This window comes from Nocardioides sp. NPDC101246 (assembly GCF_044767415.1).
Lineage (GTDB): Bacteria > Actinomycetota > Actinomycetes > Propionibacteriales > Nocardioidaceae > Nocardioides.
The window spans coordinates 289,894-312,445 of record NZ_JBIWNX010000005.1; the positions used below are offsets into that span (position 1 = coordinate 289,894).

General features: G+C 69.2%; 24 protein-coding genes. 4 read left to right on the forward strand and 20 right to left on the reverse strand.

All coding sequences use genetic code 11. From position 1 onward, the window contains the following. Positions 1 to 111: 111 nt before the first annotated feature. The 5 genes from pyrF to ACIRON_RS11505 all read right to left on the reverse strand — a co-directional run bounded on the left by pyrF (position 112) and on the right by ACIRON_RS11505 (position 7,571). On the reverse strand, positions 112 to 939 hold the full coding sequence (gene pyrF / locus ACIRON_RS11485) for an orotidine-5'-phosphate decarboxylase (RefSeq protein ID WP_402992438.1): 828 nt from the start codon (positions 937 to 939) through the stop codon (positions 112 to 114). Continuing rightward, positions 936 to 1,976: a quinone-dependent dihydroorotate dehydrogenase gene (locus ACIRON_RS11490; RefSeq protein WP_402992439.1), complete on the reverse strand. Its 1,041-nt coding sequence runs from the start codon at positions 1,974 to 1,976 to the stop codon at positions 936 to 938. Before ACIRON_RS11490 ends, pyrF begins: the two co-directional genes overlap by 4 nt. Beyond that, positions 1,973 to 5,308 (reverse strand): carbamoyl-phosphate synthase large subunit, encoded by a 3,336-nt coding sequence (gene carB / locus ACIRON_RS11495; RefSeq protein WP_402992440.1) that lies wholly within the window; start codon positions 5,306 to 5,308, stop codon positions 1,973 to 1,975. Before carB ends, ACIRON_RS11490 begins: the two co-directional genes overlap by 4 nt. A gap of 3 nt (positions 5,309 to 5,311) precedes the next feature. Next, on the reverse strand, positions 5,312 to 6,448 hold the full coding sequence (carA, locus tag ACIRON_RS11500) for a glutamine-hydrolyzing carbamoyl-phosphate synthase small subunit (RefSeq protein ID WP_402992441.1): 1,137 nt from the start codon (positions 6,446 to 6,448) through the stop codon (positions 5,312 to 5,314). Between the two features lie 154 nt (positions 6,449 to 6,602). Continuing rightward, complete coding sequence (locus tag ACIRON_RS11505) at positions 6,603 to 7,571, reverse strand: AIM24 family protein (RefSeq protein WP_402992442.1); 969 nt, start codon at positions 7,569 to 7,571, stop codon at positions 6,603 to 6,605. A 109-nt stretch (positions 7,572 to 7,680) separates the two neighbouring features. Between ACIRON_RS11505 and ACIRON_RS11510 the strand changes: the two genes are divergently transcribed. Together ACIRON_RS11510 and ACIRON_RS11515 are read left to right on the forward strand one after the other, a co-directional pair. Next, positions 7,681 to 8,214: an endonuclease V gene (locus tag ACIRON_RS11510; protein ID WP_402992443.1), complete on the forward strand. Its 534-nt coding sequence runs from the start codon at positions 7,681 to 7,683 to the stop codon at positions 8,212 to 8,214. 167 nt (positions 8,215 to 8,381) lie between these two features. Next, positions 8,382 to 9,383 (forward strand): YhcG family protein, encoded by a 1,002-nt coding sequence (locus ACIRON_RS11515; RefSeq protein WP_402992444.1) that lies wholly within the window; start codon positions 8,382 to 8,384, stop codon positions 9,381 to 9,383. Positions 9,384 to 9,392: 9 nt separating this feature from the next. On the opposite strand, the gene ACIRON_RS11520 is transcribed toward ACIRON_RS11515, so the two are convergent. Continuing rightward, positions 9,393 to 9,974: an NUDIX hydrolase gene (locus tag ACIRON_RS11520; protein ID WP_402992445.1), complete on the reverse strand. Its 582-nt coding sequence runs from the start codon at positions 9,972 to 9,974 to the stop codon at positions 9,393 to 9,395. A gap of 123 nt (positions 9,975 to 10,097) precedes the next feature. Here ACIRON_RS11520 and ACIRON_RS11525 point away from each other — a divergent pair, with 123 nt between their 5' ends. Beyond that, positions 10,098 to 10,289 carry a type II toxin-antitoxin system VapB family antitoxin gene (locus tag ACIRON_RS11525; protein ID WP_091041311.1) on the forward strand — a complete coding sequence of 64 codons (192 nt, stop codon included), beginning with the start codon at positions 10,098 to 10,100 and terminating at the stop codon, positions 10,287 to 10,289. On the opposite strand, the gene ACIRON_RS11530 is transcribed toward ACIRON_RS11525, so the two are convergent. From ACIRON_RS11530 to ACIRON_RS11595, 14 genes are all read right to left on the reverse strand, one after another. Beyond that, positions 10,273 to 10,707 carry a hypothetical protein gene (locus ACIRON_RS11530; RefSeq protein ID WP_402992446.1) on the reverse strand — a complete coding sequence of 145 codons (435 nt, stop codon included), beginning with the start codon at positions 10,705 to 10,707 and terminating at the stop codon, positions 10,273 to 10,275. The genes ACIRON_RS11525 and ACIRON_RS11530 overlap by 17 nt on opposite strands. 109 nt (positions 10,708 to 10,816) lie before the next feature. Beyond that, complete coding sequence (locus ACIRON_RS11535) at positions 10,817 to 12,439, reverse strand: ABC-F family ATP-binding cassette domain-containing protein (RefSeq protein ID WP_402992447.1); 1,623 nt, start codon at positions 12,437 to 12,439, stop codon at positions 10,817 to 10,819. A gap of 126 nt (positions 12,440 to 12,565) precedes the next feature. Beyond that, entirely contained in the window at positions 12,566 to 12,916 is a 351-nt protein-coding gene (locus tag ACIRON_RS11540; RefSeq protein WP_402992448.1) for a DUF2200 domain-containing protein, read from the reverse strand. A 31-nt stretch (positions 12,917 to 12,947) separates the two neighbouring features. Further along, positions 12,948 to 13,466 carry a TrmH family RNA methyltransferase gene (locus ACIRON_RS11545; RefSeq protein ID WP_402992449.1) on the reverse strand — a complete coding sequence of 173 codons (519 nt, stop codon included), beginning with the start codon at positions 13,464 to 13,466 and terminating at the stop codon, positions 12,948 to 12,950. A gap of 111 nt (positions 13,467 to 13,577) precedes the next feature. Continuing rightward, entirely contained in the window at positions 13,578 to 14,342 is a 765-nt protein-coding gene (locus ACIRON_RS11550) for a methyltransferase domain-containing protein (RefSeq protein WP_402992450.1), read from the reverse strand. Positions 14,343 to 14,353: 11 nt separating this feature from the next. Further along, positions 14,354 to 15,643, reverse strand: a complete 1,290-nt coding sequence (locus ACIRON_RS11555) for a dihydroorotase (protein ID WP_402992451.1) — start codon at positions 15,641 to 15,643, stop codon at positions 14,354 to 14,356. After that, positions 15,640 to 16,581, reverse strand: coding sequence for an aspartate carbamoyltransferase catalytic subunit (locus ACIRON_RS11560; protein WP_091041304.1), 942 nt, complete (start codon positions 16,579 to 16,581; stop codon positions 15,640 to 15,642). The genes ACIRON_RS11555 and ACIRON_RS11560 overlap by 4 nt, the downstream gene beginning before the upstream one ends. After that, complete coding sequence (gene pyrR / locus ACIRON_RS11565; RefSeq protein WP_402992452.1) at positions 16,578 to 17,165, reverse strand: bifunctional pyr operon transcriptional regulator/uracil phosphoribosyltransferase PyrR; 588 nt, start codon at positions 17,163 to 17,165, stop codon at positions 16,578 to 16,580. The genes ACIRON_RS11560 and pyrR overlap by 4 nt, the downstream gene beginning before the upstream one ends. A gap of 62 nt (positions 17,166 to 17,227) precedes the next feature. Continuing rightward, complete coding sequence (locus ACIRON_RS11570; RefSeq protein ID WP_402992453.1) at positions 17,228 to 18,238, reverse strand: NADPH:quinone reductase; 1,011 nt, start codon at positions 18,236 to 18,238, stop codon at positions 17,228 to 17,230. A gap of 24 nt (positions 18,239 to 18,262) precedes the next feature. Next, the gene (locus ACIRON_RS11575) at positions 18,263 to 19,444 is read right to left on the reverse strand and encodes a MinD/ParA family protein (protein ID WP_402992454.1); all 1,182 of its coding nucleotides are present in this window, start codon (positions 19,442 to 19,444) and stop codon (positions 18,263 to 18,265) included. A gap of 173 nt (positions 19,445 to 19,617) precedes the next feature. Continuing rightward, positions 19,618 to 20,031 (reverse strand): transcription antitermination factor NusB, encoded by a 414-nt coding sequence (gene nusB / locus ACIRON_RS11580; RefSeq protein ID WP_357339179.1) that lies wholly within the window; start codon positions 20,029 to 20,031, stop codon positions 19,618 to 19,620. A 3-nt stretch (positions 20,032 to 20,034) separates the two neighbouring features. Beyond that, positions 20,035 to 20,601: an elongation factor P gene (gene efp, locus ACIRON_RS11585; RefSeq protein ID WP_091041298.1), complete on the reverse strand. Its 567-nt coding sequence runs from the start codon at positions 20,599 to 20,601 to the stop codon at positions 20,035 to 20,037. Between the two features lie 127 nt (positions 20,602 to 20,728). Continuing rightward, complete coding sequence (locus ACIRON_RS11590) at positions 20,729 to 21,316, reverse strand: hypothetical protein (RefSeq protein WP_402992455.1); 588 nt, start codon at positions 21,314 to 21,316, stop codon at positions 20,729 to 20,731. A 69-nt stretch (positions 21,317 to 21,385) separates the two neighbouring features. Beyond that, positions 21,386 to 21,841 carry a type II 3-dehydroquinate dehydratase gene (locus tag ACIRON_RS11595; RefSeq protein ID WP_402992456.1) on the reverse strand — a complete coding sequence of 152 codons (456 nt, stop codon included), beginning with the start codon at positions 21,839 to 21,841 and terminating at the stop codon, positions 21,386 to 21,388. Between the two features lie 91 nt (positions 21,842 to 21,932). On the opposite strand from ACIRON_RS11595, the gene ACIRON_RS11600 reads away from it, so the two are divergent. Next, positions 21,933 to 22,538, forward strand: a complete 606-nt coding sequence (locus tag ACIRON_RS11600; RefSeq protein WP_402992457.1) for a TetR/AcrR family transcriptional regulator — start codon at positions 21,933 to 21,935, stop codon at positions 22,536 to 22,538. Positions 22,539 to 22,552 lie beyond the last annotated feature (14 nt).

A 22,552-nucleotide genomic window follows, 5' to 3' on the forward strand; every position in this document is an offset into this window, starting at 1 on the left:
GGGGCGGGGGTGGGTCCTTCGTCGAGGTATGCAGGGAAAGGGACACATCCCGTGCGGAGCTCAGCACGGGATGTGTCCCTTCGACTACATACCTCGATGAAGGAACAGACCTCAGCCGAGCGCGTCGCGCAGCCGCAGCGCCTCGTCGCGCAGCGCGGCCACGTCCGGGCCCTTGCGGAGCAGCCCGCGGCTGGTGCTGGCGACCACGTTCGCGTTCGCGGCACCGAAGATCCGGGCGAGGTCGGCCGGGGTGCCGCCCTGCTCACCGAAGCCCGGCGCCAGGATGGGGCCGTTGAACCCGAAGTCGTACGCCACCCCCGCACCGTCCACGCCGTCGATCGTCGCGCCCACGACCGCACCGAAGGAGCCCAGTGGGGTCTCGGCCTCGTTCAGCCGGCGCAGGTGGTCGAGCATGACCCGGCCGACGCTGCGGCCGTCCTCGACCGTCGCGTGCTGCACCTCGGGTCCCTCCTTGTTGGAGGTCAGGGCGAGGACGAACAGCCCGGCGTCGAACTTCGTGGCGGTCTCGACGAACGGCGTCAGCGAGCCGAACCCGAGATAGGGGCTCACCGTCACCGCGTCGGCGCCCAACGGGCTGGTCGGATCGAGGTAGGCGTCGGCGTACGCCTGGCTGGTGGAGCCGATGTCGCCGCGCTTGATGTCGAGGAGCACCAGCGCGCCGGCGGCCTTCGACTCGGCGATGACCCGCTCCAGCACCGCGACGCCACGCGAGCCGAAGCGCTCGTAGAACGCGCTCTGCGGCTTGACGACGGGGACGTAGGGAGCCAGACCCTCGACGGCCGTCAGGGCGAACCTCTCCAGGCCGGCGACGTCGTCGTTGAGCCCCCAGTCGAGGAGCAGCAAGGCATGCGGGTCGATCCCGGCACAGAGCCTCCCACGCTCATCGAGGGCGGCGGCATAGCGAGCACCGAACGTCATCGACCCACCCCGTTCGCGATCCGGCGGGCGTAGCCGGGTCCTTCGTAGATGAACCCGGTGTAGCCCTGGAGCAGGTCGGCACCGGCGGCGAGGCGCTCGCGGGCATCCTCGGCGGTGGTGATGCCACCGACGCCGACGAGGGTCATCTCGGGGCTGACCCGGCTGCGGAGCAGCTGCAGGACGTCGAGGGCACGCGCCTTGAGCGGGGCGCCGGAGAGTCCGCCGGCACCGGCCGCGGTGATCTCGTCAGGCGCCGAGGCGAGGTGCTCACGACCGATGGTGGTGTTGGTCGCGATGATCCCGTCCAGGCCGATCGCGCCGGCCAGGTCGGCGACCTCGACGACGTCGGAGTCGGCCAGGTCGGGGGCGATCTTGACCAGCAGCGGGACCCGGTGCTTGGTGACCTGGTCGGCGATGGAGCGGACGTGCTCCAGCAGCGGCTGCAGCTTCTCGACCGACTGCAGGCTGCGCAGGCCGGGCGTGTTGGGCGAGGAGACGTTGACCACCAGGTAGTCGGCGTAGGGAGCCAGCAGCCGGGCCGACTTGGCGTAGTCGGCCTCGACGGCCGCCTGGTCGTCCTCCGGGACGAGCTTGGTCTTGCCGATGTTGATGCCGAGGACCGGTCCGCCGGCTGCCGTGCCCCGGCGCTCCAGACGGCTCGCCAGCCGGGCGGCGACCGCCTCGGCGCCGTCGTTGTTGAAGCCCATCCGGTTGATCACGGCGCGGTCGGCAGGCAGCCGGAAGAGGCGCGGCGCGGGGTTGCCCGGCTGCCCCTCCCCGGTGACCGTGCCGATCTCGACGTGCCCGAAGCCGAGCCCGCCCAGCGCGTCGATGCCGACCGCGTTCTTGTCGAAGCCCGCGGCCAGGCCGATCACGTTCGGGAAGGTGAGTCCCATCGCGTGGACCGGGGAACCCGGCGTACGCGTCCTGGACAGCGCCGGGCCGGCCGCACGGATCGCGGCGAACGCCTGCTGGTGGGCACGCTCCGGATCCGTCTTCGTCAGCACCTTGTCGAACAGGGTCCGGTAGGGCCTCATGTGGCGGACACCCCACCGTCGTGGTGGCCGACGACGTCGCGCCACTCCTGCAGGCTGCGTACGTCGATCTCACCGCGGCTCAGCGCCTCGATGCCCTGCACCGCTGCGCCCAGACCCTGGACCGTGGTGATGCAGGCGATGTTGGAGACGATCGCCGCCGTGCGGATCTCGTAGCCGTCCATCCGGGCCGACTTCGCGTTGGAGGTGCCGTTGGGCGTGTTGATGACCAGATCGACCTCTCCGTCGAGGATCCGCTCGACGGTGGTCTTCTCCCCGTCGGGCCCGGTGCCCGCGGAGTGCTTGCGCATCACCCGGGAGGCGACGCCGTTGCGGCGCAGCACCTCGGCGGTGCCCTCGGTGGCGAAGATCTCGAAGCCGTGGTCGGCGAGCACCTTGATCGGGAAGATCATGGTGCGCTTGTCGCGGTTGGCCATGCTCACGAAGATCCGGCCGGAGGTCGGCAGAGGACCGAACGCGCCGGCCTGGCTCTTGGCGAAGGCGCGGCCGAAGTCGGAGTCGAGCCCCATGACCTCGCCGGTCGACTTCATCTCCGGACCGAGCACCGTGTCGACCTGCTGGCCCTCCGGGGTGCGGAACCGGTTGAACGGCATGACCGCTTCCTTGACCGCGATCGGCTGGTTGGGCGGCAGCGCTCCCCCGTCGCCCGTGGCCGGGAGGACCCCAGCGGTACGCAGCTCCGCGATCGACTCGCCGAGCATGACCCGCGCCGCGGCCTTGGCCAGCGGGGTCGCGGTCGCCTTGGAGACGAACGGGACGGTGCGGGAGGCGCGCGGGTTGGCCTCGATGACGTAGAGCACGTCGGAGCCGAGGGCGTACTGGATGTTGAGCAGGCCGCGTACGCCCACACCCTCGGCGATCGCGAGGGTGGCCACGCGGATGCGCTCGACCTCGGCGGCGCCGAGGGTGATCGGCGGCAGCGCGCAGGAGGAGTCGCCGGAGTGGATCCCGGCCTCCTCGATGTGCTCCATGACGCCACCGAGGAACAGCTCGGTGCCGTCGTAGAGGGCGTCGACGTCGATCTCGACGGCGTCGTCGACGAACTTGTCGACCATGACCGGCTTGTCGGGGGTCACCTCGGTCGCGGCCTCGATGTAGGAGCGCAGCGCCTCGTCGTCGTAGACGATCTGCATGCCGCGACCGCCGAGCACGTAGGACGGGCGCACCAGGACCGGGTAGCCGATCTCGGCGGCGATCTCTCGGGCCTCGTTGAACGTGGTGGCCATGCCGTGCTTCGGCGCGACCAGACCGGCCTTGGCCAGCACCCGCCCGAACGCGCCGCGCTCCTCGGCGAGGTGGATGGCCTCGGGGCTGGTGCCGACGATCGGCACCCCGTTGTCCTTCAGCGCCTGGGCGAGACCCAGCGGGGTCTGGCCACCGAGCTGGCAGATCACTCCGACGACCGGTCCGGCCTGCTGCTCGGCGTGGACGATCTCGAGCACGTCCTCCAGGGTGAGCGGCTCGAAGTAGAGCCGGTCGGAGGTGTCGTAGTCGGTGCTCACCGTCTCCGGGTTGCAGTTGACCATGACGGTCTCGTAGCCGGCCTCGCTCAGCGCGAGGGAGGCGTGCACGCAGGAGTAGTCGAACTCGATCCCCTGCCCGATCCGGTTGGGCCCGGAGCCGAGGATGATGACCGCTTCCTTCTCCCGCGGCGCGACCTCGGTCTCCTCGTCGTAGGAGGAGTAGTGGTAGGGCGTACGTGCCTCGAACTCCGCCGCGCAGGTGTCGACGGTCTTGTAGACCGGACGGATGTTCAGCGCGTGGCGTACGCCTCGGACCACGTCCGCGGTCATGCCGCGCATCTTGCCGAGCTGGAAGTCGGAGAAGCCGTGCCGCTTGGCGTAGCGGAGCACCTCGGCGGTCAGCTCGGGCGCCGCGATGATCTCCTGAGCGATCTCGTTGATCAGGAAGAGCTGGTCGACGAACCAGGGGTCGATCTTGGTGCTCTCGAAGATCTCCTCCGGCGTAGCACCGGAGCGGATCGCGTCCATGACCCGCTTGAGCCGGCCGTCGGTGGGGACCTTGATCTCCTCCAGCAGCGCGGGCTTGTCGAGCTCGACGACCTCCTGGGTCCAGTCGAAGACCGCCTCGGGCTTCTCCAGGGAGCGCAGAGCCTTCTGGAGCGACTCGGTGAAGTTGCGGCCGATCGCCATCGCCTCGCCGACGCTCTTCATGTGCGTGGTCAGCTTGGTGTCGGCGCCCGGGAACTTCTCGAAGGCGAAGCGCGGGACCTTGACCACGACGTAGTCGAGCGTCGGCTCGAAGGAGGCGGCGGTCGAGCCGTTGGGCCCGGCGGTGATGTCGTTCTCGATCTCGTCGAGGGTGTAGCCGATGGCGACCTTGGCGGCGATCTTGGCGATCGGGTAGCCGGTCGCCTTGGAGGCCAGCGCGGAGGAGCGCGAGACGCGCGGGTTCATCTCGATGACGATGATCCGGCCGTCGGCCGGGTTGACGGCGTACTGGATGTTGCATCCACCGGTGTCCACGCCGACGGCGCGGATGATGCCGATCGCCAGGTCGCGGAGCTTCTGGTACTCGCGGTCGGTCAGCGTCATCGCCGGGGCGACGGTGATCGAGTCACCGGTGTGCACGCCCATAGGGTCGAGGTTCTCGATGGAGCAGACGATGACCGAGTTGTCCTTGCGGTCCCGCATGACCTCGAGCTCGTACTCCTTCCAGCCGAGGATCGACTCCTCCAGGAGCACCTCGGTGGTCGGGCTGGCCGCGAGACCGGCCCCGCCCAGGCGTCGCAGCTCGGTCTCGTCGTACGCGAAGCCCGAGCCCGATCCGCCCATCGTGAAGCTCGGCCGGATGACCAGCGGGTAGCCGAGCACCTCGGCGCCGGCGATCAGGTCCTCGACGGAGTGGCAGATCACGCTCTTGGCCGACTCGCCGCCCAGCTCGGCGACGATCTCCTTGAACTGCTCGCGGTTCTCACCGCGCTGGATCGCCTCGATGCTCGCGCCGATCAGCTCGACGTCGTACTTCTCCAGGATCCCGCGCTCGTCCAGCGCCACCGCGCAGTTGAGCGCGGTCTGGCCGCCGAGGGTGGCCAGGAGCGCGTCGGGGCGCTCCTTGGCGATGACCTTCTCGACGAACTCCGGGGTGATCGGCTCGACGTAGGTCGCGTCGGCGAACTCCGGGTCGGTCATGATCGTGGCCGGGTTGGAGTTGACCAGGACGACCCGGATCCCCTCCTCGCGCAGCACGCGACAGGCCTGGGTGCCGGAGTAGTCGAACTCGCAGGCCTGGCCGATGACGATCGGGCCGGAGCCGATCACGAGCACGGACTTGATGTCTTCGCGCTTGGGCATCGCTCAGACCTCCTTCGCCATGAGAGAGATGAACCGGTCGAAGAGGTAGGCGGCATCGTGCGGACCTGCCGCTGCCTCCGGGTGGTACTGGACCGAGAAGCCCTTGAGCTTCCCCGTCTCGGCGTCCTTGAGCTCGAGGCCTTCGACGCAGTCGTCGTTGAGGTTGACGTGGGAGACGGTCGCGATGCCGAACTCGGTCGTCGTCTCCTCGCCGATCGGGGCATCGACCGCGAAGCCGTGGTTGTGGGCCGTGACCTCGACCTTGCGGGTGGTGAGGTCCATGACCGGCTGGTTGATCCCGCGGTGGCCGTACTTGAGCTTGTACGTCCCGAACCCGAGCGCGCGGCCGAAGAGCTGGTTGCCGAAGCAGATGCCGAAGTAGGGGATGTTCTCGGCCAGCGCCGCCTTGAGCAGCTCCACCTGGCCGGTGGTCGCCGCCGGGTCGCCGGGGCCGTTGGAGTAGAAGAGCCCGTCAGGGTTCGTCGCGAGGACGTCCTCGAGGGACGCGGTCGCAGGGAGGACGTGGACCTCGATGCCGCGCTCGGCCATCCGCTCCGGGGTCATCTCCTTGATGCCCAGGTCGAGGGCCGCGACGGTGAACCGCTTCTCGCCCTTGGCGGGGACGACGTACGCCTCGGCGGTGCTGACCGCGTCGGAGAGGTTCGCACCGCTCATCTCGGCGCTGGCGAGCACCTTCTTCAGCAGGACCTCGGGGTCGGTCTCGATCGTCGAGATCCCGACGCGCATCGCGCCGCGCTCACGCAGGTGGCGGGTCAGGGCGCGGGTGTCGATCCCGCTGATGCCGACCACGGACTGGTCACGCAGGTCGTCGTCGAGGGTGCGCTGGGCACGCCAGTTGGAGGAGACCCGGGCAGGGTCGCGGACGACGTACCCGGCCACCCAGATCCGGCGGGACTCGGGGTCCTCGTCGTTCACGCCGGTGTTGCCGACGTGCGGCGCGGTCATCACGACCACCTGCCGGTGGTAGCTCGGGTCGGTCAGCGTCTCCTGATAGCCCGTCATACCGGTGGAGAAGACCGCCTCGCCGAAGGTCTCACCCTCGGCGCCGAACGACTCCCCCCGGAACGATCGACCATCCTCGAGTACGAGGAGTGCTTCTTTGTGGGCATGCAGCGGCACGCCGTACCTCCTTCTCCGCCTCACAGGACGGTGCTTAAAGGATGTCGGTCAACTTGTTGGTGACAGTATCAAGCCGATGCCGGTTGACGGCAGTTGGCGTCCGCCGCGTACGCCACCATGTGACGTACGCGGCATTGCGCCAGTCGGGTCGCGCTCAGCTGTGCGAGTGGGGCGGCACGACCCCGCCCTCGGACGGCTGCACGATGACGAAGCCGGCGCCGTGGAAGGCGACCTGGAACGCCTCGCCGCTACCCCGGCCGATGAGCGCACCGGCGGTGAACGACTTCTGCAGGCTGGTCTGCAGACCGAGCGACCAGCCGACGACCGCGTTGGTGTCGGCGAAGGTCGGCGCCTCGCCGGCGTTGAGGACCACCGGGTCGCCCTCGGTGGTGACGGCGATCCAGCCGGTGCCGCGCAGGGTCGTGTTGAAGAGACCGCCGGTCAGCATGCCGGCACCCTGGACCCGCTCGATGTTCCACTGCAGGCTCCCGGAGAAGGCGAGCACGTGGTCACCGTTGATCGAGATGCCGGAGTTGTTCAGCTGGAGGATGTGGACCTCCTTGGCCGCGTCGGCCAGGAAGACGTCGCCCTGACCCTCGACACCCATCAGGCTGAGGCCCTCACCGGTGACGGCCTTCTTGAGGAACTTCCCCACGCCTCCGCCCTGGTACTTGAACTGCACGTTGCCCTGATACGCCACCATCGAGCCCTGGCGCGCCTGGAACGGCTCCCCGACGCGTACGCGCAGGAGCTTCTTGTTCTGCAGCACCGCACCGCTGTCCTCGATCTCGGCGAAGCGGCCGTCGATCAGGTCCCCCGAGATCCCGGCGAACGGGTCGCCGGTGGGCTGGGGCTGGGCCTGCGCGTGCGCGGCCTGCTGGGCGTACTGAGCCGACGCAGCCTGGGCCGGCTGCGCCTGGGCGCTCTCGCCGTACGCGGCCTGCACCGCCTGCGCCGAACCGACCTGCGTCGGCGCCTCCTGCTCCACAGTGGCCTGAGGCGGCGTCAGGGGTGCCGTCGACTGCTGCCCGCCCGTGGACACGTGCTCGGTCCACTGGCTCCCGTCGTAGTAGCGAAGCTCGGCCTGACCCGTCGGGTCCGGGTACCAGTTCGCGTCCGTCATCTCTAACCCCTACGTCTATGGACCCACATCGGCCCTTCTCGCCTCCATCCTGGCATGTGCTGGATGGAGGACTCGCCGGTGTTCCCCTCGGTCGCCCTATTCTGTGACCGTGACGATCAGGTTCGGGGCCACCGACGTCCATTACCCGCCATCGGGAGGGGGTCACGCCGCGCTCGTGACGAGCCGCGAGGCGGAGTTCACCTCGATCGCGGAGGAACGTACGGCCTGGCTCGACGAGGTCGCCGACTACGTCCCGGGAAGGTTCTATGAGCGTGAGCTCCCCGCGCTGGAAGCTCTCCTCGCCGACGCTCGCTCCCTCGACGTGCTCATCGTCGATGGCTACGTCGACCTCGACCCGACCGGACGGCCCGGCCTGGGTTGGCACGTCTGGGACGCGGGTCTCGCGCCGGCGGTCATCGGCGTCGCCAAGACCAGGTTCCGCGCCGCCACCCACGCCGAGCCGGTCCTCCGCGGAATCTCGACGAACCCGCTGTACGTGACAGCCGCCGGAATGTCGCTGGCAGATGCGGCCCACATGGTCAGCGACATGGCCGGCTCCGCCCGCCTACCTGATGCCTTGCGACTCGTCGATCGCCTCGCTCGGGCCGCGCCTCCTGGCTCAGGCCACGAACAGATGATTTAATCAAGGCAACTCAGGCGATCACTCCGAAGTACCGGGCCAGCCAGGTCTGTGAGAAGGGGCCGCCAGTCGCGAGGGTAAGTAATAGCGCCTCAGGTGCCTCCAGGAGCGGCGAACATCCCGCCTGCAATCGCAGGCGGTGATTCGTACGCCTTCAAGGAGAACGCGCCGTGACCGACTCTGTTTCGCTGCCCGACGGCTATGCCACCTGGCTCAACGACCTCAAGACCCACATCCGAAGCGCGCAGCAACAGGCGGCAGTCGCGCTCAACGCAGCCATGATCCGGCTCTACTGGGACATCGGCCACGAGATCGTCGTCAAGCAAGAAGCTGAAGGCTGGGGCAGCAAGGTCGTCGAACGACTCGCCTGCGATCTGCGGCAGTCCTTCCCCGGGATGACCGGATTCTCACGTGCCAACCTGATGTACATGCGTTCGTTCGCGGCGGCCTGGACCAGGGAGGCAATTGTCCAACGGCCGTTGGACAATTTGTCCTGGGGTCACAACATCGAGTTGCTCAGCAAGCTGAAGAACACCGATGAACGGCTGGCTTACGCCGCCGCAGCAGTCGAACACGGCTGGTCCAGGGCCGTGCTCGTCCATCACATCAGCCTCCAGACCCTCGAGCGCTCCGGACGAGCGATCAGCAACTTCGAACGCACGCTTCCGCCGGAGACATCGGATCTCGCGCGAGAGATCGTCAAAGACCCCTACAACTTCGAGTTCCTGGGCGTCGGGGGCGAAGCCAGGGAGCGCGATATCGAGAAGGCCCTGGTCGACCACGTCACCGAGTTCTTGGTCGAGCTCGGAGTCGGATTCGCGTACGTCGGGCGTCAGGTGTCCCTCGAGGTCGGCGGGGAAGACTTCTTCATCGACCTGCTCTTCTATCACCTGAGGCTGCGCTGCTACGTCGTCATCGAGCTCAAGGCCGGGAAGTTCAAGCCCGAGCACCTGGGGCAGCTCAACTTCTACTTGGCGGCGGTCGATGGCGAGATGGCTCATCCCGAGGATGCGCCGACGATCGGGATCCTGCTGTGCCAGAGCCGCAACCAGGTTGTGGCGGAGTACTCGCTGCGCGGTTCGACACAGCCGCTCGGAGTCGCCGAGTATCAGTTGCGGGCCAGCCTGCCGAGTGTCGAGCGACTCCAGCAAGAGCTGAGCGGGCCTGAGTGACGCTCGGACTCAGAGGGTCTTCAGCTTGTCGAGCATCCGGCCCATGTGCGGGTCGAACGAACGCGGATCGGTGGCTCGGATCTCGCTGGGCGTCCACCAGCGCACACCGGCGTACTCCCGTTCGTCGGGCTGCAAAGGCCGGTGGCGGTCGTGCGCAAGGACGAACCAGAGGCTGACGTCCGTGTGCACGTCGGGGCGGTCGGGCCGGGTCCTGGTGACGGTGACGAACAGCGGGCGCGGTCCGAGGGAGGGATGGAAACGAGCCTCGACGCCGAGCTCCTCGACGCACTCCCGACGGACCGTGTCGGCGGGATTCTCCCCTGGTTCGACGTGACCGCCCGAGGGCAGCCAGAGGCCCGACTTGCGGTGGTCGCCCAGCAGGACGTGGCCGCTGACCGGGTCGAGGAGCAGGAAGTAGGAGACCAGGTGCTTGGCCGGCTCGGTCGGATCGGTGGTGCGTCGGAAGACGTCGTCGGTCACGCACAGCCAGGCCGACGCATCGGCGATGTGGCCGCCCTCTTCGGTGTCCATCGGCTCGATCGAGTCCACCATGATCGAGATGTCGGTCAGCAGTCGGTCCTCCGGGCTCATGGTCGTGCACCATAGCCGGGTGAGTGCGACACGATGTGACGGTTGTCGCAGGTCATTGCGTTGCATGGTTGTGCACCGCTAGCGTTTCGATGTTTCATCCAGATTTCCGTGCGGGGGTACGCCATGACCGAGACGTCGATCAGCATCGACGAAGAGCTGTTGGCCGAAGCGAGGAAGATCGCCGGGACGACGACCAACCAGGCTGCGATCGACCACGCGCTGCGTGACCTCGTCGAGCGTGAGGCCGCCGCGGCAGAGTTCGACAGCATCGTCTCGCGCGAGCTCGGCGACACGAAGGTCACGCTGGAGTTCTGAGCTCGCCGAGCGCGTCCAACGGGACGGGCCAGAAGTCTTGGTCGGTCGCGAGGTGGACGACATCGAGCGGCACCGCGGCCACGGCACACGCTCCGTAGAGATGTGCGGCGTTCTTCCGGTCGGACCGGCTCGGTGGGCCACCGCCCGGCCGGCACAGCAGCAGCTCGACCCGGTCGAGGCCCAGATCATCGACCAGGTCATGGAGCATCGCGGCAACCTGGGCAGCGCCGTCGTCGCCGATCTCGACGGGCACCTCCTCGATCTGGCACAGCTGCGGGAGCGGGACGCCGTCCGCGCCGACGAGCATGAACCACAGCCGTGGCTCGGGCCAGCCGAGCGGGTTGATCAGGTGTCGCCAGGCCGCCTCGACGTCGGCCTGGGTGCGGAGGACTGGAGCGTACGGAATCTTGTCGGTCATGGGTCAACGGCACCATGGCCCGTCGAGGAGGACAACGACGATATCGGCGCCTGTGGATAACTCTGCTCATCCACAGGGTTTCGCCCGCAAGTGGCCCGCCGACGACACCTCAGGGCACGAGACGGTGCTCTGGACCCGACCAGCGCCGCCGCAGCCAACGGTCATGGGAGGCGACGACGATGGTGCCCGGGGTGACCCCGATCGCCTCCTCCAGCTCGCCTGCCAGGGTGAGCGAGATGTGGTTGGTGGGCTCGTCGAGAAGCAGCAGGTCCGGGCCGGTGGCGATGGCGATCGCCAGGTCGAGCCGGCGACGCTGTCCGACGCTCAGCGCGCCGACGGGCCGGTTGAGGTCGCGCGGGTGGACCAGGCCGAGGTCACGTAGCGGCACCTGGGTCGCCAGCACCTCCCCCACCGACTCCAGGTAGACGTCAGCGACCTTGCGGCGCAGGTCCCCGAACTGAGGGTCCTGGGTGAGCTCCTCGACATGACGGGCGCTGACCTGGACCTCCCCCGAGGTCGGCTTCACCCGGCCGGAGATCACGCCGAGCAGCGTAGACTTGCCGCTGCCGTTGGGCCCCGTGATCAGCAGGTGCCCACCCGCCATGATGTCCAGGACCGGCAGGCTGACCCGCTCCTCGACCACCAGGTCGCGTACGACGACCATCCTCCCGCTCGTGCCCGCAGCCGACAGCGCGGCGTTGAGCCGCAGAGGCGGCGGCGGCTTGCGTACCTGGGCGTCCTCGGCTTCCTCCAGGCGCCGGTTGGCGTCCTTCTTGCGGCGGGCCACGGTGCGCTCGACGTTGCTGCCCTTGAACTTGTAGATGAACTTGTCGTTGTCGGTCGGGCCGCGGTTGTGGGCGATCGCGTCGTTGCCGATCTTGGTCGCGGTCCGGAGACGCTTGAGCTCGTCCTGCTGCTCGGCGTACGTCTGCTCCCACCGTTCACGAGCGGCCTGTCGAGCCTCCTCGTAGGCGCTCCAGCCGCCACCGAAGAGACGGCCGCCGGCACCGTCGGTGCCGAAGGCCGTGGGGTCGAGGTCGAAGAGGCCGGTGGCGACCTCATCGAGAAAGACGCGATCGTGGGAGGCCATCAGCACGACGCCGGGGAGATCGCGCAGGAACTCCCCCAGGACCGCGACCGCCTCGTCGTCGAGGTGGTTGGTCGGCTCGTCGAGCAGCAGCGCGTCGGGACGGCGGGTGATCGCGGTCGCCAGCGCCAGCCTGGTCCGCTGCCCGCCCGAGAGCGTGCTGATCGGGCGCTCCCGGTCCAGGCCGCTGAGACCGAGACGCTCGGCGGCCAGGATGGCCCGCCGGTCGGCGTCCCAGGCGTCGTGGGCCACCGCGAAGTCGAGCGCGCTCGCGTACGTCTCGGCGACCTCGGGGTCGTCGAGACGGTCCGCAAGCGTCTCGACCGTGGCGACGGCCTCACGGAGCGGGCGCAGGGTGGTCGCGAGTACGTCCTCGATGCTCGCCGCGTCGCGGAACGGCGGCTCCTGCGGCAGCCAGACGAGGTCGGCAGGAGCCTCGAGCGTGCCGGTGCGTTGGGCGGTGCGCGGAAGCCGGTCTGCGATAGCGCGGAGCAGCGTGGACTTGCCGGCACCGTTCTCCCCCACGAGCGCGATCCGCTCGCCCGGGGAGACGGTGAGGTCTATCCCGGCGAGGACGGAGCCGCTGCGGAAGGAGACGGAGAGGTCGCGGACGACGATCGGTCCGGAGACGATGGAAGATGACATCAGAGCGCTGGCCTTCGGGTTCGAGGACGACCCGCCGGGCATGTGCCTCGGGCGCGGGTCGGAGGTCAGCGCAGGAACTTCATGATGAGTAAAGAGTACGCGGCGACCGCTGCTCCGTCCAACCGATTAACCGCGCAGGATCTTCTTCATCGCCTTTCCCTTGGCCAGCTCGTCGACGAGCTTGTCGAGGTAGCGCACCTGGCGCATCACCGGGTCCTCGATCTCCTGGACCCGCACGCCGCACACCACACCGGTGATCAGCTCCGAGCTCGGGTTGAGGTCGGCGGCGGCGAAGAACTCCTCGAAGCTCGTCTCCGCCTCGATGTGCTTGGCGATCGCGTCGTCGTCGAAGCCGGTCAGCCAGGTGATCACCTGGTGCAGCTCGGCCGTGGTGCGGCCCTTCTTCTCCACCTTCGTCACATAGTGCGGGTAGACGGAGCCGAAGGGCATCTTGTAGACGCGCTCGAGGTTATCCACGCTCCCGAGCCTAACCCGGCCCGCGGGCGCGTCACGACAGCCCGGCCAACCGGTAGGCCACCAGGCTCCCCGCGACCGCGACGTTGAGGCTCGCACCCCAGCCGACCATCGGGATCTCGACGCACTCCGCCACCTCGGCGAGCACGTCGTCGGGCACCCCGTGGTGCTCGTGCCCGAGCAGGAGCACCGTCGGCTCACGTGCCGGGGTCAGCCGGGTGAGCGGGGTCGCTCCGTCGGCGAGCTCGACGGCGACGATCCGCTTCCCGGCACGACGCTGGGCCGCGATCCACTCCTCCTTGCTGGGTGCCACCCAGTGAAGGCAGGGCCTCCGTCCCCGCAGCGTGTCGCCGACCTGGAGCGCGTCGAGGTAGTGCTTGGTGCGCGGCACCGCCAGACAGGCGCCGATCGCGTCACAGGTGCGCAACAAGGTGCCGAGATTCGCCCCGTACGCAACCCACAGCGGCGCGACCACGAGGTGGTCCCAGCAGGAATGGCGACCAGATCGACGCTTGGCTCGCAGCTCGCGAGGCTTGGTCTTCGCGCCACTCATCGGCGCGTGGTGGATGCTCCCGACATGATCATGAGAAGTGGCGCCTTTCAGCGGCGGCGCCTGGCCATCGACGTACGGATCCAGCCCGGCGAGCATAGCTCAACTCGTCGTTCACCCGCCTGGACGTTCTGCGACGAGCTGGTACATCCCGGCGATGCGTACGAACGGCTCCTGGTCGCACAGCTCGCGCTCGAGCTCGAGGAGGCGGTCGAGGTAGGCGGGGTCGGCCTTCGCGGTGTCGTCGGTGAGCAGGTCGTTGGCGATCCTGGTGCCGAAGCGGCCGGTGAGCCGCAGCCCCGCCGACGCGAGCTCGGCCTCGAGGTCGCCCATCGCGACCTTGCGTACGTCATGGTCGAAGGTCACGGTGCGCTTGGTGTCCGCGCGCAGCTCGGTGAGAGCGGCCTCAGGACCGCCCGTGACCAGCTGGCGCAGCACCATGCTCGCCGGGTTGGGCTCCATCACCGACAGCCGGCCGCCGGGGCGGACGGCGGCCGCCAACCGGCCTACGTCCCCGGCATCACCAGCCCGATAACGCAGCACGAAGTGACACAGCACCAGGTCCCACTCCCCCTCCGGCAGGTCGTCGAGACCGCCGACGAGCGTGGTCACCGACGTGCCCGCCTCCACCGCCCGCCGCTCCGCCTCGGCCAGCCAGGACTTTGACGGGTCGAGGATCGTGACGTCGTGCCCGGCGAGTGCCAGCGGCAACGCGTCCATTCCGTCCCCGCCGCCGACGTCGAGGATCCGGAGCCCCTCACCCAGCTCGGCACACTGGCGTCGGAGGATCTCCTCGACCACGGTGTAGCGGATGCGGCCCCACGGGGTCGCGGTGTAGGCGCGCCACTGCGCCAGCTTCTCTGAGAAGACGTCGGTCACGGCGGTGGAGCCTAACCGGCGTAGGTCTGCTTCCCCCGCAGGAACGTGGACACGACGCGGCCGGTGAGCTTGCGGTCGTGCCAGGGGTTGTTGCGGGAGAGCGAGAGCGAGCGGTCGCGATCCACGACGTAGGTCGCGGCCGGGTCGATCAGCGCCAGGTTCGCCGGCTCACCGACCGCGATCGGGCGCCCGTGCTCCTCGAGCCCGGCGATCCGGGCCGGGGTCGTGGACATGACCCGGGCGACGCCGGCCCAGTCCAGCAGCCCCGAGGAGACCATGACGGTCGAGACGACCGAGAGTGCCTCCTCGAGCCCGAGCATCCCGAAGGCCGCGTCGACGAAGGCGTGCTCCTTGTCCTGGCGCGCGTGCGGGGCGTGGTCGGTGGCGACCGCGTCGATGGTGCCGTCGGCCAGGGCTGCCCGCAGGGCCTCGACGTCCTCGGCGGGGCGCAGGGGCGGGTTGACCTTGAAGGTCGGGTCGTAGCCGGCGAGCAGGTCGGTGGTGAGCAGCAGGTGGTGCGGGGTGACCTCCGCGGTGACCGCCCAGCTGCCGTCCTTCTCCGCCTGCGCCTTCGCCCAGCGCAGCACCTCGACGGTGCCCGCGGTGGAGGCGTGAGCGACGTGGACGCGGGAGCCGGTGTGGCGGGCGAGCATCACGTCGCGGGCGACGATGACCTCCTCCGCGACACCCGGCCAGCCGGGCAGACCGAGCCGGCCGGAGAGCTCACCCTCATGGCAGCAGGCCGAACCGTAAGGTGCCAGCGATGGGTCCTGGGAGTGCTGGGAGATCACGCCGCCGAACGCCTTGACGTACTCCAGCGCCCGCCGCATCACCCGCGGGTCCGAGACGCAGCGGCCGTCGTCGGAGAAGACCTTGACGCCTGCCCGGGAACGGTTCATCAGGGACAGCTCGGCGAGCTCCTCGCCGGCCAGTCCCTTGGTCACCGCGCCGACCGGGAACACGTCGGCCAGCCCTGCCTCGCGGCCGAGGTCCCACACCGAGACCGCGGCCTCGGCCGTGTCGGTGACCGGCGAGGTGTTGGCCATCGCCAGCACAGCGGTGTAGCCGCCGGCAGCGGCCGCCGCCGCGCCCGAGGCGACCGTCTCGGCGTCCTCGCGACCCGGCTGACGCAGGTGAGTGTGCAGGTCGACCAGCCCCGGGAGGAGGACGAGGCCGGAGGCGTCGACCACCTCGTCGACGTTCGCCGAGAGGGTGCCGATCTCTCGGATCACTCCCCCTTCGACGTGGACATCGGTCGGCTCGGCCCCGAGGACCGAGACTCCCTTGATCAGCAGGCTCATGCGGACTCCTCGCCGGCAAGCAAGTGGTAGAGGACGGACATCCGGATCGCGACCCCGGCCGAGACCTGGTCGAGAATCCGCGAGGAGGCGGCGTCGGCGGCCTCGGGAGAGATCTCCAGGCCACGGTTCATCGGCCCGGGGTGCAGGATCGGCGCGCCCTCGCGCAGCATGCCGAGCCGCTGACGGGTGAGCCCGTAGCCGACGGTGTACTCCCGCGACGTCGGGAAGTAGCCACCGCTCATCCGCTCCCGCTGGACGCGCAGCATCATCACCGCGTCGACCTCGGGCAGCACGTCGTCGAGCGAGTAGGAGGTGGCGAAGCCGTCGGCCTTGGCCCACTCGGTGATGCCCGAGGGCATCAGCGTGGGCGGAGCGACGGCGGTCACCGAAGCGCCGAGCTTGATCAGCGACTTCACGTTGGACCGGAACACCCGCGAGTGGGTCAGGTCGCCGACGATGGCGATCCGCTTGCCCTCCAGGGAGCCGGGTCCGCCGAGCTGGCGCTGGAGCGTGTAGCCGTCGAGCAGGGCCTGGGTCGGGTGCTCGTGCATCCCGTCGCCGGCGTTGATCACCGGGATGTCGAGCCAGCCCGCGACCTGATGAGCCGCGCCGGAGGCCGAGTGACGCATCACCAGGCCGTCGACTCCCATCGCGGTCACGGTCAGCACGGTGTCGCGCAGCGACTCGCCCTTCGAGGTCGAGGAGCCCTTCGCGGACAGGTTGATCACGTCGGCCGAGAGCCACTTCCCCGCGATCTCGAAGGAGGACCGGGTGCGGGTCGAGTCCTCGAAGAAGAGGTTGATCACCGTACGCCCGCGCAGCGCCGGCAGCTTCTTGACCTCGCGCTTCTGGACGTCGTGCATCTCGGCCGCGGTGGCGAAGAGCCGCTGGATCTCCTCAGCGCTCACGTCGTCGATGGACAGCAGATGCCTCGTCATGCCGAAACCCCCTCGAGCTCGACGATGCGTACCTCGTCGATGCCGTCGATCTCCTCCAGGCGCAGCCCGACCCGCTCGGAGCGGGCGGTGGGGAGGTTCTTGCCGACGTGGTCGGCCCGGATCGGCAGCTGCCGGTGGCCGCGGTCGACGAGAACTGCCAGGCGTACGACGGCGGGGCGGCCGTAGTCGGCCAGCGCGTCGAGGGCGGCGCGGACGGTGCGGCCCGAGAAGAGCACGTCGTCGACCAGCACCACGGTCTTGCCGTCGATGCCGCCGGGCGGGATCTCGGTGTGGTGCGGGGCGCGGGTGGGATGGGTGCGCAGGTCGTCGCGGTACATCGTCACATCGAGCGCGCCGTGCGCGACCGGATGGCCTTCGGCGGCCTCGATCCGCGCGGCGATCCGCTTGGCCAGCGGCACCCCGCGGGTGTGCAGACCCAGCAGCACCAGGTCTTCCGCATCGCGGTTGCGCTCCAGGATCTCGTGGGAGATCCGGGTCAGCGCCCGGGAGATGTCACGGGCATCGAGCACGACGCGACCATCGGTCGACGGCTCTGAGTCAACGGCTGGGACAACATCAGACAAGGTTGTGGTCTCCTTCTCCGCCTCACGGGACGGCTCGTTAAAGGATCGGGCCAACCCTATCCTCACTCCAGGTCGATCAGCACTTTCCCGACCGCACCCGCCTCGACCGCGTCGTGGGCGGCGGCGGTCTCCTCGAGCCGGTAGTGGTGAAGAGGTACGCCGCCCTCCGGGCCAACCCGCAGCGCCCCTGCCGCCACGGCGGCGGCGACGTCGTCGGCCGCGGCCTGGATCTGCTCCGGCTCGATGCCGTAGAGCTGGATGAACTGGTAGCGCAGGTTGAGCGAGAAGGTCGCCCGCAGCGGCATGGTGAGCTCGTCGCCGCCGTTGTTGGCGTAGATCGCGATCGTGCCGCGCTTGGCGATGACCGCGCGGTCCAGGTCGTTGTTGTCGGCCGGGGCGACCTCGACGATCAGGTCGACGCCGTCGGGCGCGATCTCGCGGATCGCCGCGGCCCCGTCACCCTCGCGGTAGTTGACGATGTGGTGCGCACCGGCGGTCTTCGCCAGCGCGGCCTTCTCCGCCGAGCTGACCGTGGTGATCACCGTCGCTCCTGCCCACACGGCGAGCTGGATCGCGGCGTTGCCGACCGCCCCGGCACCGCCGTGGACGAGGATGGTGAGGCCGTCGAACGACCCTGGGGCCACCCGCTCCACCGCGCCGGAGGTGAGCGCCCGGTGGGCCGTCATCGCCGGGACGCCGAGCGAGGCGCCGAGGTCGTAGGAGGCACCAGCGGCCAGCTCGACGGCCTTGTGGGCCGGGACGGTGACGTACTCCGCCGCGGTGCCCCAGGCCTGCCCGTGCTGGACCATGAAGAGCCACACCGGCTGACCGACGATATGGGTCGTGACACCCGCGCCGATCTCCTCGACCACGCCCGCACCGTCCTGACCCGGGGTCGCCTCGGGAGTCGTGAGGGTGGCGCTCAGGCCGGCGCGTACCTTCCAGTCGGTGGGGTTGACGCCGGCCCGCACCAGCCTGACCAGGACCTCGCCCGGGCCGGGCTTCGGCACCGGGCGATCGGTCAGACGCATGGCGGAGGAGGGACCGTTCTCGGAGTAGACGACTGCGCGCATGACTCCGACGTTAGCGGCCCATGGCTAGAGAGCGTGCGCCATCCCAGCGCAGGCCTTCAGCCACGACATCTTGGTGTCCTCGGAGAGCTGGGAGTACTGGACCGTGGACCCGGCGACGAGCACCGGGTCGAACGGGACCCGGTAGACCCCACGGGTGCGCTGCTGGTAGACCTCGGTGAGGTCACGAGCCAGGTTGGTGTCGACCTTTGGGGACGGGTCGGAGAGCACCGTGATCGTCTTCAGCTTGAGGTCGGCGTAGCCCGACTCCTGGAGCGCGTCGAGCATCCACAGGCCGCTGTAGCCGGTGTCCTCGCGCACCGTCGAGGTCACCACCAGCAGGTCGGCGGTGTCGGCGGCGGCCAGCCAGTTCTCGGCACGCATGTTGTTGCCGGTGTCGACCAGGATCACCTTGTAGAAGCGCTCCAGGAGCTGGTGCACCTGCCCGAAGTCGTCGGCGTGGATCTGGCCGGTGACGTCGGGGCGCTCGTCGGAGGCGAGCACGTCGAAGTGGGCGTCACCCTGGGAGCGTACGAAGGCACCGAGGTCGCCGATGCGGGACTGGTGCACGTTGTTGAACGCGGCCAGGTTGTCGAGCAGCTCGCGGGTGGTGTTGCGGTGGGTGCTCCGCATGCCGCGGATGCCGAGGGTGCCGCGGGTCTCGTTGTTGTCCCAGGCCACGATCCCGCCACCACGTACGGTGCCGAAGGTGTAGCCCGCCGCCAGCACGCCGGTGGTCTTGGCGGCGCCGCCCTTGGGGTTGATGAAGACGATGGTGCGAGGCCCGTCGAAGTCGCGCTGGATCATCGCCCGGTCCTGCTCGTAGGCGACCTCGGCCTGGCCCATCTTGGGGCTGATCAGCCCGCCGGACATCTTGCGGATCGCGCCTCGCCAGCCCCAGGTCGCGGGACCGAACCCGGCCGACTCAGCGCGCCGGTCGAGGAAGTCGGTCGCGCTGGGGACCTCGAGGCCGTGGACGCCCGGAGGCGGCGGCGTCACCGCCGCCGGAGGGGGCGGGGCGGGTGTCGTGGTGACCTGTGGGTTGGTGATGCGAGTCGCCTCCTGACTCGGGTCGGGACGGGGCTGCGTGGGGGGCGTCGGCGGCCGTCCCGCCGTCTGCGGCGGAGGCGGCGTCACCCAGTGCGAGGGTGCTCCGGTCGGCCGGGTGCGCGAGTCCGGCTCGTCGTAGGGGTTGTTCTCCTGCGTCATGCGCTCTCCGAATACGGGTGCTGGGTTACGGCCTCCATCTCAGCCTTGGGTCAAACATACGGTCCCGACCGAAGCAATCGTCGATAACCGGAAAACACACGCGTCGCGCCGCACCCTGAAATGACGCTACGCCTGCCCGGAACGCTCCCGGACAGGCGTACGCCTCATGCTGATCAGGCCTTGGCGAGGTCCTTCGCGACCGCGGCGAGCACACCGTTGACGAAGGACGGCGAGTCGTCGGTCGACAGCTCGGTCACCAGGGCGGTGGCCTCGCTGATCGCGACCTCGGCGGCGACGTCGCCGTCGATGAGCTCCCAGACGCCGAGGCGCAGCACGTTGCGGTCGACCGCGGGCATCCGGGCCAGCGACCAGTCCTTGGCGAAGGCGGCGATCAGAGCGTCGATGCGCTCGGACTCGGCGACCACACCACGGACGAGCTTGACCGTGAACGGGTTGTTGGGCACCTCCCCCTCGCGGATCTGCTGGTCGAGCAGATCGCCGGCGGAGAGTCCACGGGCCTCAGCGGCGAAGAGCAGGTCGAGCGCGCGCTTACGGGCCTTGGTGCGGGCGGTGGCGACGTGAGCCACAGGTCAGCCCTTGACGCGGGAGAGGTAGGAACCGCCCTCGCGGGTGTCGACCTTGATCTTCTCGCCCTGCTCGATGAAGAGCGGCACCTGGATCTCGGCGCCGGTCTCCAGGGTGGCGGGCTTGGTGCGGCCGGTGGCCGAGTCACCCATGACACCGGGCTCGGTGTAGGAGATGACGAGCTCGACCGACGGCGGGAGCTCGACGAAGAGCACGCGGCCCTCGTTGGTGGCCAGGATGACCTCCTGGTTCTCCAGGAGGAAGCCGGCGCTGTCGCCGATGATCTCCGGGTCGACCTCGACCTGGTCGAAGTCGGCGACGTCCATGAAGACGAAGTTCGAGCCGTCGTTGTAGAGGTACTGGAACGAGCGGCGGTCGACCGTGGCGGTCTCGACCTTGGTGCCGGCGTTGAAGGTCTTGTCGACGTTCTTGCCCGACTCGACGTTCTTCAGCTTGGTGCGGACGAAGGCCGGACCCTTGCCGGGCTTCACGTGCTGGAACTCGACCACCTGCCAGAGCTGGCCCTCGATCTTCAGCACCATGCCGTTCTTGAGGTCGTTCGTCGTCGCCATAACCGTCCGTCAGCCTTCGTCTCTTTGACCTGCACCGATGCAGGCTTCAATTGTCAATGTCCGTCAAGGTTCGTAGGGCCCCCAAGGGCCTCGGAGAATCCTATCCGCGAGTCCGCACAGGGCCGAATCAAGCAACGACCGCGGTCTTCCCGGCGAGATCCACCAGCGAGAGTACGCCGACGGCCAGCGCCACCGCGCGCAACACCCACAGCGTGGCGCGCCCCACTGCCCCGGTCTCCGGCGGAACGGGCCAGGCAGCCAGGATCCATCGCTCCGCGACGACGGTCAGCGCCGCCCCGTACGCCGCGGGGATCGCCACGAACGCCAGCACGGAGACCAGGGCCGGCTGGAGCAGGCTGAAGTCGACGCCGTCGGCGTGGACGATGATGTTGCCCACTCCGACGCCGGCGGCGAGGGTGACGCTGAGGACGCGGAACCACCAGGGCCCGAACAGCAGCCACCGGATGATCAGGTAGACCACCGCACCGACGACGCCGAGCACCGTGCAGACCACGACGAGGTTCAGCGAGCCGTCCAGGGTGAACCGGCCCATCTCGAACCCGTCGTCGCTGGTGACGCCGCCGGCCTCCGGACTGAGCCGGATCAGCAGGTACATCACGACCCGCCCACCGACGCCGCCGATCAGCGCGCCGAGCACTCCGCCGGCGAGCAGCACGGCGAGGACCCGCGCGAGACCTGCCAGCAGCCGACCCATGTGCTCACCGTGGCCCCCGAAGTCGGCCGGCCAGGAATCAGTCGGCGGCGATCGCCAATATGGGTCAGGTCAGGCGTCGACGAGCTTCTCGGCGATGACCGAGAGCGCCTCGTGGTAGCCGTCGATGCCCTTGCCCGCCACGACCGCGACCGCGTGCGGGGTGATGACGCTGGTGTGCCGGAAGACCTCGGGCCGCTCGAGCGGCTCGGAGATGTGCACCTCGACGAGCGGGGCGGTCAGCTGCGCACAGGCGTCGTAGATGGCGTAGGAGTAGTGGGTCCAGGCGGCCGCGTTGAGCACGACCGGGACGCCCTTGTCGGCCGCGGCGTTGAGCCAGTCGACCATGTCGCCCTCGTGGTTGGTCTGACGTACGTCCACGGCGAAGCCGAGCGCATGACCCCAGTCGACGCACATCGCGGCGAGCTCGTCGTGGGTGGTGTGCCCGTAGATCTCGGGCTGACGCTTCCCGAGTCGTCCGAGATTGGGGCCGTTGAGGACCAGGACCGGCTGCAGCTTCTTGCTCACCGGGTCATCCTGTCACGAACCAAATCTAAGCGGTCACTTATATTGTGCGACACTGGATCCGACAGCCACGACTCCGACACGAGGATGCCTGATGAACGAGCTCCGCACCAGCACCCAGGCGCGCGGCGACCGTAGCCGTGCCCGTCTGCTCGATGCGGCGGTCCAGGCCTTCTCCGCCAAGGGGTTCCACGGCACCAGCACCCGCGACATCGCCACGGCGGCCGGGTTGAGCCCGGCCGCGGTCTACGTCCACCACCGCTCCAAGGAGGAGCTCCTGCACGCGATCGCGGTGCGCGGCCACGAGGTGATCCTCGAGGCGGTCATCGAAGCGACCCGCACCGACGCCACGCCCGCCGAGCGGGTCGCGGCCGCCGTACGGACCTATGTCCTCTTCCACGCGCGCTCCCACACGACGGCCCGGGTCATCAACTACGAGCTCGCCGCGCTGACCGAGGAGCACTTCCGCGAGATCGCCGGACTGCGCCGCGCCATCGACACCGTCATGCGCGAGGTCGTCGAGGAAGGCGTACGCAGCGGCGACTTCGACACCCCCGACCCCGCCAAGGCCGCGACCGCCCTGCTCTCCCTCGGCATCGACCTGGCCCGGTGGTACCGCGACGACGGCTCCTGGACCCCCGATGCCCTCGCCGACTTCTATGCCGACCTGGCGCTCCGCGTCGTCGGCGTCCGCCCCTGACCCCTACAAGTTGC